Origin of the sequence: Intrasporangium sp. DVR, assembly GCF_040365325.1 — a bacterium.
Lineage (GTDB): Bacteria > Actinomycetota > Actinomycetes > Actinomycetales > Dermatophilaceae > Intrasporangium.
Genome location: NZ_BAABZW010000024.1, coordinates 95,992 through 110,380, shown reverse-complemented (window position 1 = coordinate 110,380; position 14,389 = coordinate 95,992). Strand labels below are relative to the sequence as shown.

The window sequence follows — 14,389 nt, the reverse complement described above, 5'->3', positions numbered from 1 at the left end:
ACGAAGCACACGTGACTCGCGTACCCGAACTCGACGGCCTACGGGGCATCGCGATTCTGCTTGTCCTCACCGCCCATCTGATTGGACTCAATGGCGCGGGCCTCGTCGGTGTACTGATCTTCTTCGTCTTGTCCGGCTACCTCATCACGAGCATCCTCATCCGCGAGCACGTTGAGCGGAGTCGCGTCGACTTTCGAGTCTTCTACATGCGTCGGGCCCTCAGGCTCTTGCCCGCGCTCGCCTTTCTGGTGGCGCTCGTCCTGGCTCTGGCCCTCCTCGGTGTGGGCGTTTCGGACACAACCGTTGCGCTCCGCGGGGCCCTGCAGGCGGGCCTCTATGCGACCAACTTCGCCGTTGGCCTCGACCAAGAATTCGCTCCCGAGTTGGCGCACCTCTGGACACTTGCCGTGGAGGAGCAGTTCTACGTGGCTTGGCCTGTGGTGCTCGTTCTCATACTCCGGGTGGCGCGGTCTCGAGGTGACAAGCAGATTCGTTGGATCGTATGGCTCTTGGCTGCCGGAGTCCTCGCGCGGCTTGTCACCATTCTCCTGTCTCAAGAGTTCGGATGGTTCTTCTACGCCCTCCCCACGACCTGGCTCGACTGCTTCATGGCTGGGGCGCTGTTGGCTACGTGGACTGTTTCAAGGAGCAGTTCACTGAGACAGCCGCGGTGGGTCTCGGCCCTTCCGACCTCGCTTTCCATACTCACGATCACCGCGGTCTCGCTGCACCCGGGCGCCTTCCTCAGTTCGACCACATACGTTCTGGGTGTTCCCATCCTCACAGCGGCGACAGTGTGCCTGATCGGTCGTGCGGTCCTACATCCCCCGGACACCTACCATGGGCTTCTCAGGATGGCGCCGATTCAGTGGCTCGGCGACCGAAGCTACGGTCTCTATCTCTTCAACTCCACCTGCGTCCTGACCGCCGCTGTCTGGCTCGGGTCCGGCCTCGCTTCGCGCTCAGCAGGCATCTTGGCCGCTGTTGTTCTTGCCGAGGTATCTCGGCGGTTCATAGAGCGGCCAGCACTTCGTCTGAGGTCACGCGCGTCCGACCATGGCGTGGAACCCGACGTGCGAGGTGCCCACGAACGCATCACGGGCTAGCGCGTTGGTAGACCGAATAGCCAGCCCGGCCGGCCACAGCTTTGTACCCTCCGGGAGCCGAGTCGCCATCCCGCATCACGAGCCTTTCGGGTGGGATCACCGCGTGCGTCGTCGAGTCGAGGCGCCCTGACAAGAAGTCCAGAAATGCCACTTGTCGATCCGGCGGCAGGGCATCTATCGGATTGCCCGCCCAGAGCAGTACACCTTCGACGGCGAGCAACTCGGACATCGGCGAAATGGCAAGCGTGGAACGGTTGCTGCCGATCAATCCCGCGAGCTGCCTGGCTGCCGCGCGGTCCGAGGTGACTACTTGCGAGCGTTGCATCAGCCCGGCGGTGGCCAGCCCGAGGAGTACGAGGCCGGCAACGGTCCGGAGAATTCTCCGAGCCGGGAGAACAGGGAAGCTATGCAATCTCTTCCTCGCGCCGAGACTGATTGACGCTCGCGGGACCAGCCACAGCGCTAGCCAGATGCCATTGCGGGCAGCCTGGATGGTCATGAATCCGAGACCCGCGGTCACTGCGTACTCCCATAGCGGGGCAGGGCGGCGCAGAGCAGCGACGAGGAGCGCCACTGTGGACAGGAGCATCAGCCAGCCGAAACCGGAGCCGAGGTCGAGGGGCGCCCAAAGGCCCTCGCCGCGCCGTGCCGCCTCGTTGCTCAGGACGCCCAGGTAGTACTCGTGAGAGGCCAAGCCAGCCGGAGTCGCCCAGAGGCCCAAGAGAGCAAAGACTGCAACAACAAGCGATGGGAGGGGTTCCTGCCGCAGGCGATTCAGGGCCAGATAGGCGCCTGTCACGGCAAGACCTACGAGCACGGCGCCGTGGAGGTTTCCCCACAGCACGATGAGAGGTGGCACGAGCCAGATCCTGCGGCTTGGCGCCTCAGACTCCCGGCGAAGCAGATGCGCTAAGAGGACGAAGAGGGGGATCGACCACAGTTGCGCTCGGACGACTCCCAGCGACGGCAGTTGGCCGACCAAGAGCACGATGAGCGCCAACGAGATCGCGAAGTCCGGCGCTCCGAGCCTTCGCGAGGATGCCACCAAGCCAAGGAGAGCGAGAGCCACGGCGGTGAGCTGTGCTACCAAGAGGCCCGCCGGGCCAAGGCTGTCGATCAGCGCCATGAGAACTTGGCCCAAGACGGGGACGTTGGCCCAGCCACTCGTGTCCGTAGCAATGAACGGGATCCCATCAGGCACGTGCCGCTCAGACAGCACCGCCCGGCCGAGAGCGACGAGCCACATGGTGTCTGCACCGACAGCGATGGTCTGGGACAGAAACGCGATGCCCAAGCCGGCCACGAACGCGACCCACTCTGCCGTGGGACGCGTGGGCGCAGTTGTCCGCGCGGGGTTCTGGGCGCCGAGGGGTTCACCGCAACTCTCGGGCGAGGGTGCTGCAGCTCCCCTGTTGCTGGGCTTCCGGATCACGTGGGGATCGTGCCACGACAGGCATGGAGGGGTGGCAGGTATTCGGAAGCGGGCCCGCCAGCTCGGCTGGGCATGCTGGCCATCGACGGCGTGACCCAGATCGCGAGACTCGGCCAAGCAGATTTCTTGAATCCGCGGACGCGGGCCCTCAGAACGACCTAGCCTGCTCGCGGGGGACGCAACCGGCGCGGCTCCCGGAACGCCACTCTTGGGAGGAACAAAAATGACCAAGCTTGCTGCCAAGCTCCAGACCCTGCGGAACGACAAAGGTGCGACCGCGGTCGAGTACGGCCTCATGGTCGCGCTGATCGCGGTCGTGATCATTGTCGCGGTTGCACTGCTCGGAACGAACCTGAGCGGGATCTTCAACAAGGTCGCCACCAGCGTCTGATGCAGAGACGGGTCTGCGGCGGCGTGGCGCCGCAGACCCCACACCGGACCAAGTCGTGAGGATCGAATCCCGTGCAATCCTGTCGAAGGCCGCTGCAATCCTGCCGCGAGGGGGGAGCCACCAGCGTTGAGTATGGACTGATGGTCTTGCTCATCGCGCTAGCCATCATCACGGCCGTCTCTGTTCTCGGCGGGAACCTCAACACATTCGTTGCCGACACGGCATCGAGTGTCTGAGAGTGTGTGCCCGTCGACTTGCCGAACTGGAGGCTGCGGGTACATGAGACGCAGAATCGCTGAGCGTGGGGCGGCAGCAGTGGAGTTCGCGATACTGCTGCCGGTGGTACTGCTCATCATCGGTGGCATCGTGGACTTCGGTCGGTTCTTCTTCGCGAAGATCGAGCTGACGAACGCCGCCCGAGAGGGCGCGCGCGCCGCTGTGGTCACCACTGGTACGCCAACGCCCGGTCCGACGGACCGAGTACTGGCGGCCCTACCTGGTGTTCCGGCGCCTTCGATTGCGATCGCTCCCATTTGCTCCACTGCCGGATCCACGGCGACGGTTACGGTCTCCGTTTCGGCTTCGTTCGACTGGATGGTTCTCAAACCGGCAATGAATATAGTTGGGGCGGGTGCAGCGCTCCCGGCCACCGTTGGGGGGAAAGCAGCGATGAGGTGCGGAGGATGAGGCGGAGTTTCCTGACTCGGCTGCGCAGTGGTGAGCGGGGTGCCGTCTCCACCATCTTTGCCGTCCTCCTCATGGGCGGCGTCGTTATGGGGATGCTGGCTCTTACCGTAGATGTGGGTAACGCTTGGTCCGAGCGGCGGCAACTGCAGAATGGCGCTGACGCCACCGCTCTGGCGTTGGCCTCAGACTGCGCCGCCGGTCGCGAACAGGAATGCACCACCAACCCAGTCGCCAGCCTGACCCCGCTGGCGGGCAGAAATGCCGATGATGGGCGTTCGGATGTCAAAGTCTGCTATCGGTCTGGCGGGAGTTTCTCATTCGCCGGGCCCACGTGCCCTGAGGGTGCCTACGAACAACTCACGTTGTGCACGCCGACGCCGGACTGGCTCACCCCTGACTTCCCGTATGTAGAGACCGTATCGCGGACGAGATCGGCTGATGGAAATACCACCATTCTGCCCAAATTCTTCTCTCAGCTGCTACTCGGCGGTCCTGGCGACGACGTCTCCGTCGAGGCATGTGCGCGTGCCACGTGGGGGCCCCCAACCAGTTATACCGGCACCATTCCGTTCGTCTTGTCCGCCTGCGAATGGCAGGGCTTCATGGACACCAACGGTGACGGACAGGTCAACGACAGCGATCTGGGCTACCACATCAAGCCGGCCGATGGGGTGAAGCCTGGCTACGGTGGTAGCGGCCAGCCTCCGTGGCCCGACGCGAACCGGGAACAAGTCATGTACATCTTCGATGGCGCGGATGCTACTAATTGTGACTACCTAAATAAGGACACAGCGGGAGGGTTCGGCTGGGTCCAATCGGACGACTGCCAGGCCACGGTCACGACCGACGGATGGGTCCAGATCAGCACAGGTAAGGCTCCGGCCAATCCCTGCAAGACAATTCTCGAAGGCCTGCGCGGCTCCGTCGTCGCCATCCCCGTATTCGACTGTATGGTCAAGGATCCCTCCGCCGAACCGTCTGGGCCAATAAGCAACTATGCGTGCAGTCCGGACGGCGCCGGCGGCGCGAAGACCTATTACCACATCAAGGGGTGGGCGCAGTTCTTTGTGAGCGGGTACAACATGCCGTCCATGAGTGAAGCGAGCTATCTCTCGGGTGTGGTGCCCTGCTCCAATCCGAGCGCCTGCATTTCAGGTTGGTTTGTCGAAGGCGCCCTCAGTGGAGCTCCGGGCGGCACCATCGGCTCCCCGGGCGGTTCAGGCGACTTCGGTTCGTACATGGTCGTCCCGGCCGGCTGACAAAGTAAAGGGATCAGCGTTCACATGAATCGTCGTTTTGTTGCCGTGGTCATTGCGACCTTGCTCGCCATCGCTGGTGCAGCGCTGGTGATCAACTATGTCCGAGGCGCGGACGCTCGGGCGATCGCTGATCAGCAGCCCGCGAAGGTATATGTGGCCGCGCAGGTCATCCCGGCCGGGACCACGCTGAAGGACGCGCAACGCACGGAACTGATAGCGGAGACCCGTGTCGCGACCGATGCCCTGCCCCAAGGAGCGCTCCAGGACATCACGCCGGAGAACAACTCGCTCCTCGCCCTGTCCGACATCCAGCCTGGCGAGTTCGTCATGGCCGCCCGCTTTGGCACCCGCCCGGTGGGCGAAAAGGCCATCGAGGTGCCGGCGGGCATGCTGGCAATGTCGGTTGAGCTCTCCGATCCAGCCAGAATCGGCAAGTTCGTCACACCTGGGAGCGACATCGCCATCTACGCGACGCACGGCATGAAGCTGATTGGGGAGGATGACGCCACCAAGGCGTTCAACGAGCTCAGCCTCAAGGGCACCACCGTGCTGCTCGACGACGTTCAAGTCATCGCCATGGGCAACACGCCCCTCGCTGCGCCGAAGAAGGTGGAGGGTGAGGAGGCCGCGCAGCAGGCGCCCAGCTTCCTCGTCACCGTCGCAGTGACGCCGGAGCAGTCCCTTAGGTTGGCCCACGGTATTAGCGAGTACACGCTCTATGCGGGGCTTCGTGGCCCAGACGTCAAGGTCGAGCCCGATGGCCACACGGACGACCTTCAGATCTTCGACTACGACATGAGTGCGCTGCTCAGGCAGGTGCGCCAGTGACCATCCTGTGGGACCTCGACCCGCGGGCATCGCAAACCTACGGTTTCGCGCTCGGCCCGGACACCTTGCAGATGCATGCTGCTGGCCAAGTCGGCAAGGCACTGCAAGAAGGCAGCCATCCCTTGGTGGTCATCGGTCCGGACATCGCTCTTGAGGCGGCGTGCTCGCTTGCCGAGCTGGAGCGGATTGACCGACCTGAACTAGGTGTCATCCTGCTCCGACACCGGGTTGACGTCACCACACTCGCCCAGGCACTGCGCAGCGGGGTCAGGGAGGTGGTGCAGACCGGAGATCAGACGGCGCTGAGCGATGCCATCAAACGAAGCCTGGAATTGACGGCGCAGCTCTCGGGGCACGCACACAGCGGTTCGGGGGGCGGCAGAATCATCACTGTCTTCTCGGCGAAGGGTGGAGTCGGTAAGACCACTCTCGCCACCAACCTGGCCAGCTACCTCGCCTCCACGGGAGCGGAGACGTTGCTGGTGGACCTCGACCTGATGTTCGGGGACGTCGCCATCAGTCTCCAAGTGGTTCCTGCGCACGACATCGGTGACCTCATCAGCATGCGCGGACACCTGGATGAGCAGGGCGTGCACTCCGTCGTGAGTAGGCACGAGGACAGCGGCTTGGCCGTGATCGCAGCTCCGTCGGATCCCGAGGTCGCTGACAGGGTGCCCGCTGCTGTGGTCGAAGAACTCCTCCGGGTCGCACGGGGGATGTTCGCCTATGTGATCGTCGATACCCCACCCAATCTCACGGAGCACGTCCTGACCGCGTGCGATCTCAGCGACCTCACAATGTTGGTGGCGACGCTGGACATCCCGGCCGTCAAGAACCTCCGCGTGGCCATGAACGCGTTGGATACCCTGGGCGCCTCCAAGGACGGCCGCGTCATCGTGCTGAACCGATCCGACGCCAAGGTCGGCCTCAAAGCCGACGATGTCGAGGTCGCACTCAAGCACGAGATCAAGGCGCAGGTGCCGAGCAGCCAATCGGTGCCATCGTCAGTCAATCGAGGCGTGGCGCTCGTGCTCGATGAGCCACGGTCTCCGGTCTCCGTCGCCATTCGCGAGATCGCGGATCGCGAGATACGGGCGCGCTTTGGAGAGCAGATCGCGAACGGGTCGAAGCGCGGACTTGGATTGTTGAGGAGCCGCAAATGAGCAGTCTCGCCGACCGACTGGAAGCCGCCCGTCGAGCCCAGGTCTATACCGTCCACGAACAGGGACCCACGTTCGAGTCGGAGCGAGCGCAACGCCGGACGCGGCGCGGCGTTGACCCCTTCGCCGGTGTCAAGGACCGTGTCCACCAAGCGCTCGTCGACTCGTTGGGACCCCGCCTCTACGACCCCCACTTATCAGAGGCTGAGCTCGCGTCCCAGGTAAGGCTGACCCTTCAGGACGTCATCGACTCGGAGCAGACACCTCTCTCACTCGCCGATCGCACGAGAATCGCTCAGGACGTCTCGGACGACATCCTCGGCCACGGCCCGCTGGAGCCCTTCCTGCGCGACCAGGACGTCACCGAGATCATGGTCAACGGCCCTGACGACATCTTCATCGAGCGGGAGGGCAAGATCTTCCCCGTCGATGCCCGCTTCTCCGACGACGCGCACCTGCGCCGCACCATCGACAAGATCGTGTCCCGTGTCGGCCGGCGTGTGGATGAGTCGAGCCCGATGGTCGATGCGCGCCTTCCCGATGGGTCCCGCGTCAACGCCGTCCTGCCGCCCATCGCACTTGACGGATCGCTCCTGACAATCCGTAAGTTCGCCGCGGACCCGTTCACCGACCGCGATCTCATCTCCTTCGGCACGATGTCTCCGCCGGTTCGTGACTTCCTCGAGGCCTGCGTTCGCGGCCGCCGCAACATCGTCATATCCGGCGGTACGGGCTCGGGTAAGACGACGACCCTCAACGTCCTGAGCTCCTTCCTGCCCGGTGACGAGCGGATCATCACAATCGAGGACGCTGCCGAGCTGCAACTGCACCAAGACCATGTGCTCAGGCTGGAGTCCCGGCCCCCGAACATCGAGGGCCGGGGCGCGATCGCGATTCGGGAGCTGGTGCGCAACTCGCTACGTATGCGGCCCGACCGGATCATCGTCGGAGAGGTCCGCGACGGCGCTGCTCTCGACATGCTCCAGGCGATGAACACCGGCCATGACGGCTCGCTCACGACAGTTCACGCCAACAGTCCGCGTGACAGCCTCTCCAGACTGGAGACGATGGTCCTCATGGCCGGCGTGGAGCTCCCCGTGCGAGCGATCAGGGAACAGGTGGCCAGCGCGATCGATCTCATCGTCCAGCAGAGCCGGCTCAAGGACGGATCGCGGCGCATCGTGGCGATCACCGAGGTAGTGGGTATGGAGTCGGACGTCGTCACGCTCCAGGACATCTACACCTTCGACTACTCCGCGGGCCGAGACGAGTCAGGGCGTTACCGGGGGCAGCTCGTGCCCACCGGAATCCGGCCCAAGTTCACCACGGACCTGGCCGACCTAGGAGTTGACCTTCCGAACCACCTCTTCGCGAGGCTCGGACTGTGAGGTCGTCGCCGCGCCGTCTCTCGCTGAGCGTGGTCGGGTTGGTTGCACTGCTGTCGCTCGCTGCCCAGCCCGCCGCGGCCGCCGTAGACGCGGTCGTCAGTGACGTGACGTCAACGGCGGCAGGCGTCACGGGCGTCCTCACTTTCCGCAGCGCCAACGCCGTGCAGATCGATGACGGGAGCCTGACTGCAACCGTCGATGGCGAGGCTGTTGAGGCTGAAGTCTCAAAGACCACCCACATCAAACGAACCGCCATGCTCGTCATTGACACGAGTGGTTCCATGGGCGCCAGTGGCATGACGACGGTCAGGGCGGCCACCAGGGCCTACCTGAACGAGGCGCCCGCCGATGTGCTCATCGGCGTGGTGACCTTCGCGAACACAGCAGGCGTGGACCTCAAGCCCACTGCCGATCGGTCGGCCGTCCAGCGCGTCGTCAACGGGCTTGACTCGCGGGGCGACACAAGCCTCTACGCCGCGGTCCGAGCTGCGGTGCGCGCGCTTCCGGTTGACGGTGACCGGAGCATGGTCCTGCTCAGTGACGGCGCGGACACCGTCAGCCAGGATCGCCAGGGAGACCTCGCCCAGGTGAACCGGGATCTCAAGCAGCGGGGGGTGCGGGTTGATGTCGTCCGGTTCAACACGGATGATCCGGACGCAGTCGTCGCGTTGCGCGGCTTCGCGAGTGCCAGCGGAGGCTCGGTCATCCCGGCCACGAATGCCCGCGAGGTCGGCGCTGCCTTCCAGTCAGCAGCGCGTGCACTCCAGTCGCAGGCCCAGTTCACATTGAAGCCCAGTTCGCCGCTGCAGGGAAAGCACACCATCACCATTTCAGGAACCGCTGGCAGTGAGCCGTTCAAAGCGACGCAGTCTGTGGACTTCGGCGCAATAGCGTCGACTCCCACCATCCCTCCTTCACCCGCCGTCCCGGCAAACGCGGCCCCACCGGCCTTGCGCAACTTCACCATGCAGCCCTCGATGATGCCGTGGATCGCGGCGACCACTATCGGGCTGGCCATCCTCCTTCTCGCGGTCGGCGTGCTCACGCCCAGCTTCCAGACGAGGCGCGAGCGGCGCTTGGCGTCGCTGGAGAGCTATATCGGGCAGGTGAGGGTCGCCTCCCGGTCTGAGGGGAAGCACCATTCAGCTCCGATTGCCGAGCAACTCGTCAGTTTCGGCGAGCGGGCCATGAAGGATCGCTCCTCCACGGCTCAGACGATGCTCCTGATCAACCGAGCTGATCTTCCGCTTCGTCCGGGCGAGTGGTGGGTGCTCCGCGTCGCAGCTGTGCTCGCTGGCATCGCACTTGGAATGCTGTTGTTCAGCGGATCGACCTGGCTCGGCGGCGTGCTGGGGGGCCTCCTGGGGCTGGTGCTCCCGGCCGTCGCGCTGCGCTTCCTCGCGGGCCGCCGGGCGGCGGCGTTCGAGCGCCTGCTGCCCCAGTCGCTGATGCTGGTCTCTACGAGCCTCAGGAGCGGTTTCGGGCTGCCCCAGGCCCTCGACTCCATCGCCAAAGACGCTGCCGAGCCGGTTGCCAAGGAGTTCTCGAGGGCCCTGGCCGAGACGAGGATCGGCACTGACATCGCCGACGCGCTGGAGCGCATGGCAACCCGAATGGGGAGCAAGTCAATGTCGATGGCGGTCATGGCGATCAGAATCCAGCGGGAGGTTGGTGGCAACCTTGCCGAGACCCTGGAAACCACCGCACGCACCCTCCGTGAGCGGGAGTCCCTTCACCGGCAGGTCCGTGCCCTCTCCGCAGAGGGCAGGCTCTCTGCCTACATCCTCATCGCTCTTCCCATCGGTCTCTTCTTCTACATGATGTGGGTCAACTACGAGTACATCTCGCTCCTGTGGACCCACCCACTCGGACTGATGATGCTCGTGGGAGGAATCGTCCTGCTCATTGGAGGCGTCTTCTGGATGCGCCAAGTCGTGAAGATCGAGGTCTGACATGACGAGTCTGTACATCGGCATCGGACTCATCGGCATCGCTCTTTTCGCCGTCGTGCTCATCTTGGGGCTCGGCTCCACGGGGCCCACCGGAGTCGCCAAGTCCCTCGCCTTGATTGAGGGGGTCGTCACCCAACGCTCGGTAGTCAAGACGGAGCTCGATGCGAAAGACCGCCTGGTCGAGCCGCTGTTCGACCGTGCCCGCCGCATAGCCACGGTGCTGTCCCCGAGCGGGACGAGCGAGCGACTTGCCCGTGGCCTTGAGCGAGCCGGCAATCCGGAGCCATGGACTGCCGAGCGCGTCATGGGAGCAAAGGGCGTCGCTCTGCTCATTGGGTTGCTCCTCGGCGTGGCGTACGGCGGCTTCTCGTTGCGAGGCGTCTTGTTCGCCATCGTGTTTGGGGGTGCCGCCTTCTGGCTGCCCAATCTCCTCGTCTACAACGCAGCGCTGCGCCGTCAGGAGCAGGTCGCCAGGGGCCTAGCCGAGGCGCTCGACATGCTCACGGTCTGTGTCGAGGCGGGCCAGGGCTTCGATGCGGCCCTCGTTCAGGTGGCCCGCTCGACCGATGGACCGATCTCCGGGGAGTTTGCCAGGGTCCTCTCAGAAGTCCAGATCGGTAAGTCGCGGTCCGAGGCGTTTGCTGCTCTGGGGGACCGGGTTTCGCTGGCCGACGTGAAGAACTTCGTCTCGGCCATCATCCAGGCGGACAAGCTGGGAATCCCGATCGCCTCGGTGCTCCGCGAGCAGACCGCGGCCATGCGGCTTTCGCGTCGCCAACGTGCCGAGGAGAAGGCCCAGAAGGTCACGGTCAAGATCCTCTTCCCGCTTCTTCTGTGCATCTTCCCGGCGATGTTCATCGTCATTCTGGGCCCCGGGGTCATCCGGATGATTACCACCCTCTTTGGTGGCAACGTCTTCTGACGAGCGTCAGTCCCCTAAGCCCCTCAAGAGAACGTGGCCGCCCCGCGTCGTGGCGCCGCCCTCGCCGGCGTGTGCAACAAGCACATGAGCGATGGCGGAGTCCGTCCGTAGGAGCGCAACTGTGCAGCTGTTCTCCGCTAGGTAGGCTTCCCAGCCCTTCCCGGCATTGACGAACGCGCTGTAGCCCCGGATGTGATCCACCGAGTAGATCTCCACCCTCGAGTCCATGGTGACACGCACATTCGGGTGCTTCCAGATGAGCCAGCCGCCGTCCAGCCAGTCGTTGCACACGACCGTCCCGACGGGGAGGGCGGCGATCTCGGCATCCAGTTCGTTCGCGCCCAGCCCAGGCCGCGCCGCAACGGTCGGCACCATGACAGCGGCCACGGCAAGAGCCACGATCCCAAAGCCAGCGGTCACTTGATTCTCACGGTGAGAAACGGTTGGCGCGGGCTGTCGTGCCAGCCGAGTAAGCCCCGCGGCGCTCAGCGGCGCCACGATCGCGGCAGCAACCCCGGCAGTTCGCGCGTACGCCACGGCCAGCACGAAGGCCAGAACGGTCAGCAGCACCACATACGAAGCTCGGCCTTGGCGGTTCCGCGCCGCATCGACGACGACGATGAGGATGAGGCCGAGCGCGGCAAGGAAAGCAGGATCATTCGCGCTCGGTGGCTGCCACTCAGTGATGTAGGCCGTCACGCCAGACACCTGGAACGGCGATGTGAGCAGCACCGGACCGACCGGGGTCACCGCAGCAGCCACGAGCGAGGCCAGCGGAATCAGCGCCAACCGGAAGGCCGCCCGCAAGTCCACCCGTCGCGACGCGGCCAAACCCAACAGCGTCGCGCCTCCCACGACGATGCCCATGAACCACATGCCGTGGCTGCACGCCCACAACCAGGTGAGCGGCATGAGCCACCAGCGGGGCTTGTGGTCCACCGTGGTACGCAACCACGCATCAGTGACCACCGCCGTCAGGGCGAACGTCACCAGCTGCGGGCGTGGTGCGATGCTTCCACTCGTGGCAAGGAACGCCACCGCGACGATCAACGTCGCGACCAGGGCCGACGATCGCCGCCGACAGGCGACGTAGTAGGTGGCCATGACGGCGAGCGTCCCGAGCACGGTCAGCCAGACGACGCCTGGCAGCCCAGCCACCTCATCGGCGACGCTCATGGCCAGCTGCGGCAGCCACTGGTTGAGGATCCAGGGCTTCTCAGCCGCGGCGCCGAAGGGGTCGTCGAGCACGAAGTCCCATGTCCGCCGGAGGTGGTCGCCGCTGGCGATGTGCCAGTACGTGTCAGGGTCGGTGACCGGGGCGACGACTCGGAGGGAGAGGAAGGACAGGAGCAGCCCCGGCAGCACGAGTAGCAGCCAAGGCGGCAGCCCACTGCGCTGGTCTTGCGCCGTGCTCGGCTCCTCGGCTTGGGTGCGCACCCACGCGATTCTTCCCCACGAGGGGCGACGCGTCCGCAGATCGCCGATAACCTCAGGCCGTATGCCGCTGGGCCCGGTTACGTAACCAAGCCAGCGGTGAGGAGACGGCGGGCCAGTTCGAGGCCGAGGTTGGAGACCGAGGCCTCGCCCTGCAAAAGGAGGGCCTCGACGGCGGGACGCTCGGCACCAGTCACGGTCACCGTGCCGGCTCGGCTCTGCAGCATGGCCGTCCCCTCCGGACGGTCCACGAGCGAAGCCTTGACGAACGGCCGCACCCGGATCACGTCATCCTCGCCCAAGGTGAGAGCCCGACGCGCCTGCGCGACCGGCGAGATGGGAGCGGGTCGTGTCGCACTGCGGGCCTGTCGTCCGAGCCGCTCGGCGACCTGAGCCGCGTCGACCTGCTCGACCAGCCCGGCGAGCACCCCTCGCAACCGCTCCACCTCGTCCGAGAGTTCAGCGGCCTCACCCACGTCGACACCGAGGCCCAGAGGTGCCCGCTGTGTCTCAGCCGCCGCCAAGGCTTTCATCGCCTCGCCGACCAAGGCCTCCGCAAGGTGCACTCGCGTCCACGTGTGCACCCCGAGCGTGAGGTGGGCGCTGACGTCCTCGGTGGCCGTGGCGGAGTGAAGGAATCCGCGGGGCAGATACAGACAGTCGCCCGCCTTGAGCGTCACGTCGAGCAGCGGAGGCTCCGCAGCTGCGGCCTCGACCAGGCCCCGGTAGTCGGTCCACGGCTGGTCGCGGGTGGGCCACCGGTACACGGGAGGCCGGATACGCCACTGCTTCTCGCCGGCCACCTGCAGGACGAAGACGTCGTGGACGTCGTAGTGGTCGGTGAAGCCCTGGCTGTGCCGCGGCGTCACATACGCGTTGGCCTGCACGGGATGGCCGAGCTCATCCCCGAGCGCGGAGACGAAGTCGCTGATGGCCGGCCAGGTGCGGTGCAGGCCCTGGAGGACGATCGTCGCGCCGTCCGCGAAGAGTCGGAGCAGCTTGTCGTCGCTGACCTGGTCGGAGATCCCGGCGCCGGCGCCACCTCCGGACGTGAAGGCTGAGTCGGGCAGGGTCTGGCCGTTCTTGGCCACTCGGACGAAGGGGGTCCGCAGGCCTCGTCGCGACACGAGCTCGTCGACCGCGTCGAGCGAGAACAGGTCGTCGAAGCCCTGGGGCAACTCGGCCGCCGTCGAGACGAGCGGTTGTCGACCCCAGTAGTCAGAAGCGAACTCGTCGAGGTCGACCGAGACGAGGCGCGGCAGGGCCGAGGGACGGCGGGTGTCCGCCAACCCTCGGCTCTGCGTGGTGAGCGACATTCAGCGTCCGAGGCCCTGGTCCGCGCCGACGTCGGCCCCGCCGTCGTGGGAGCTCGTGTCCGCGCCGCCGTCAGCCGGCCCCTCAGCGCCACCGGGGCCACCGGCACCGCCGGCTCCACCGGCGCCACCGTCGGCCCCCCCGTCAGCGCTGCCGTCCGCGCCGCCGTCGTGGGAGCTCGTGTCCGCGCCGCCGTCAGCCGGCCCCTCGGAGCCACCGGCACCGCCGTCGGCCCCACCGTCGACGGCGGATGGGTTCGCGCCGCCGTCAGCCGGGCCCTCGCCCTGCTCGGACATCGACCCGCCGGCTGGGTTGCTCAGGTCGGAGCCTTCCATGCGGCCGGAGTCCATCCCCGAGTCAGTCCCCGAATCCATGCCGGAGTCCATGCCCGTGTCCGCGCGGCTGCCCAAGCCCGTGGTCTCGTCGGGCGCACCAGTGCTCATGTCGTTCGTGTCACTCATCGGTGGAGCTCCTCTCGTCGAGAGGCACGTCGTCGTGCCCATCACGGGGAGCAGT

The 14,389-nt window shown here is 65.6% G+C and carries 14 protein-coding genes; 10 read left to right on the top strand and 4 right to left on the bottom strand.

The window, feature by feature from the left end; translation table 11 throughout:
* Positions 1-11: 11 nt before the first annotated feature.
* Positions 12-1,106, top strand: coding sequence for an acyltransferase family protein (locus tag ABWV20_RS16895; protein ID WP_353357192.1), 1,095 nt, complete (start codon positions 12-14; stop codon positions 1,104-1,106).
* Here the strand turns inward: ABWV20_RS16895 and ABWV20_RS16890 are convergent.
* Complete coding sequence (locus tag ABWV20_RS16890; protein WP_353357190.1) at positions 1,096-2,538, bottom strand: hypothetical protein; 1,443 nt, start codon at positions 2,536-2,538, stop codon at positions 1,096-1,098. The two genes, ABWV20_RS16895 and ABWV20_RS16890, sit on opposite strands and share 11 nt — an antisense overlap.
* 223 nt (positions 2,539-2,761) lie before the next feature.
* On the opposite strand from ABWV20_RS16890, the gene ABWV20_RS16885 reads away from it, so the two are divergent.
* The 9 genes from ABWV20_RS16885 (at position 2,762) to ABWV20_RS16845 (ending at position 11,125) form a co-directional block, all read left to right on the top strand.
* The gene (locus ABWV20_RS16885; protein WP_353357188.1) at positions 2,762-2,929 is read left to right on the top strand and encodes a Flp family type IVb pilin; all 168 of its coding nucleotides are present in this window, start codon (positions 2,762-2,764) and stop codon (positions 2,927-2,929) included.
* 71 nt (positions 2,930-3,000) lie between these two features.
* Complete coding sequence (locus tag ABWV20_RS16880) at positions 3,001-3,165, top strand: Flp family type IVb pilin (protein ID WP_353357186.1); 165 nt, start codon at positions 3,001-3,003, stop codon at positions 3,163-3,165.
* A gap of 43 nt (positions 3,166-3,208) precedes the next feature.
* Positions 3,209-3,616, top strand: coding sequence for a TadE/TadG family type IV pilus assembly protein (locus tag ABWV20_RS16875; RefSeq protein WP_353357184.1), 408 nt, complete (start codon positions 3,209-3,211; stop codon positions 3,614-3,616).
* Positions 3,613-4,875: a pilus assembly protein TadG-related protein gene (locus tag ABWV20_RS16870; protein ID WP_353357182.1), complete on the top strand. Its 1,263-nt coding sequence runs from the start codon at positions 3,613-3,615 to the stop codon at positions 4,873-4,875. Before ABWV20_RS16875 ends, ABWV20_RS16870 begins: the two co-directional genes overlap by 4 nt.
* A 45-nt stretch (positions 4,876-4,920) precedes the next feature.
* Complete coding sequence (gene cpaB, locus ABWV20_RS16865; protein ID WP_353357180.1) at positions 4,921-5,703, top strand: Flp pilus assembly protein CpaB; 783 nt, start codon at positions 4,921-4,923, stop codon at positions 5,701-5,703.
* Positions 5,700-6,866, top strand: a complete 1,167-nt coding sequence (locus ABWV20_RS16860) for a CpaE/TadZ family protein (protein ID WP_353357178.1) — start codon at positions 5,700-5,702, stop codon at positions 6,864-6,866. The genes cpaB and ABWV20_RS16860 overlap by 4 nt, the downstream gene beginning before the upstream one ends.
* Positions 6,863-8,251, top strand: a complete 1,389-nt coding sequence (locus ABWV20_RS16855; RefSeq protein WP_353357176.1) for a TadA family conjugal transfer-associated ATPase — start codon at positions 6,863-6,865, stop codon at positions 8,249-8,251. Before ABWV20_RS16860 ends, ABWV20_RS16855 begins: the two co-directional genes overlap by 4 nt.
* A 29-nt stretch (positions 8,252-8,280) precedes the next feature.
* The gene (locus tag ABWV20_RS16850; RefSeq protein ID WP_353357424.1) at positions 8,281-10,203 is read left to right on the top strand and encodes a type II secretion system F family protein; all 1,923 of its coding nucleotides are present in this window, start codon (positions 8,281-8,283) and stop codon (positions 10,201-10,203) included.
* A 1-nt stretch (position 10,204) separates the two neighbouring features.
* The gene (locus ABWV20_RS16845; RefSeq protein WP_353357174.1) at positions 10,205-11,125 is read left to right on the top strand and encodes a type II secretion system F family protein; all 921 of its coding nucleotides are present in this window, start codon (positions 10,205-10,207) and stop codon (positions 11,123-11,125) included.
* Positions 11,126-11,131: 6 nt separating this feature from the next.
* Here the strand turns inward: ABWV20_RS16845 and ABWV20_RS16840 are convergent, their stop codons facing one another.
* The 3 genes from ABWV20_RS16840 to ABWV20_RS16830 form a co-directional block, all read right to left on the bottom strand.
* The gene (locus ABWV20_RS16840) at positions 11,132-12,562 is read right to left on the bottom strand and encodes a hypothetical protein (protein ID WP_353357172.1); all 1,431 of its coding nucleotides are present in this window, start codon (positions 12,560-12,562) and stop codon (positions 11,132-11,134) included.
* A gap of 77 nt (positions 12,563-12,639) precedes the next feature.
* Entirely contained in the window at positions 12,640-13,875 is a 1,236-nt protein-coding gene (locus ABWV20_RS16835) for a cupin domain-containing protein (RefSeq protein WP_353357170.1), read from the bottom strand.
* Entirely contained in the window at positions 13,876-14,334 is a 459-nt protein-coding gene (locus ABWV20_RS16830) for a hypothetical protein (RefSeq protein WP_353357168.1), read from the bottom strand.
* Between the last annotated feature and the right edge of the window lie 55 nt (positions 14,335-14,389).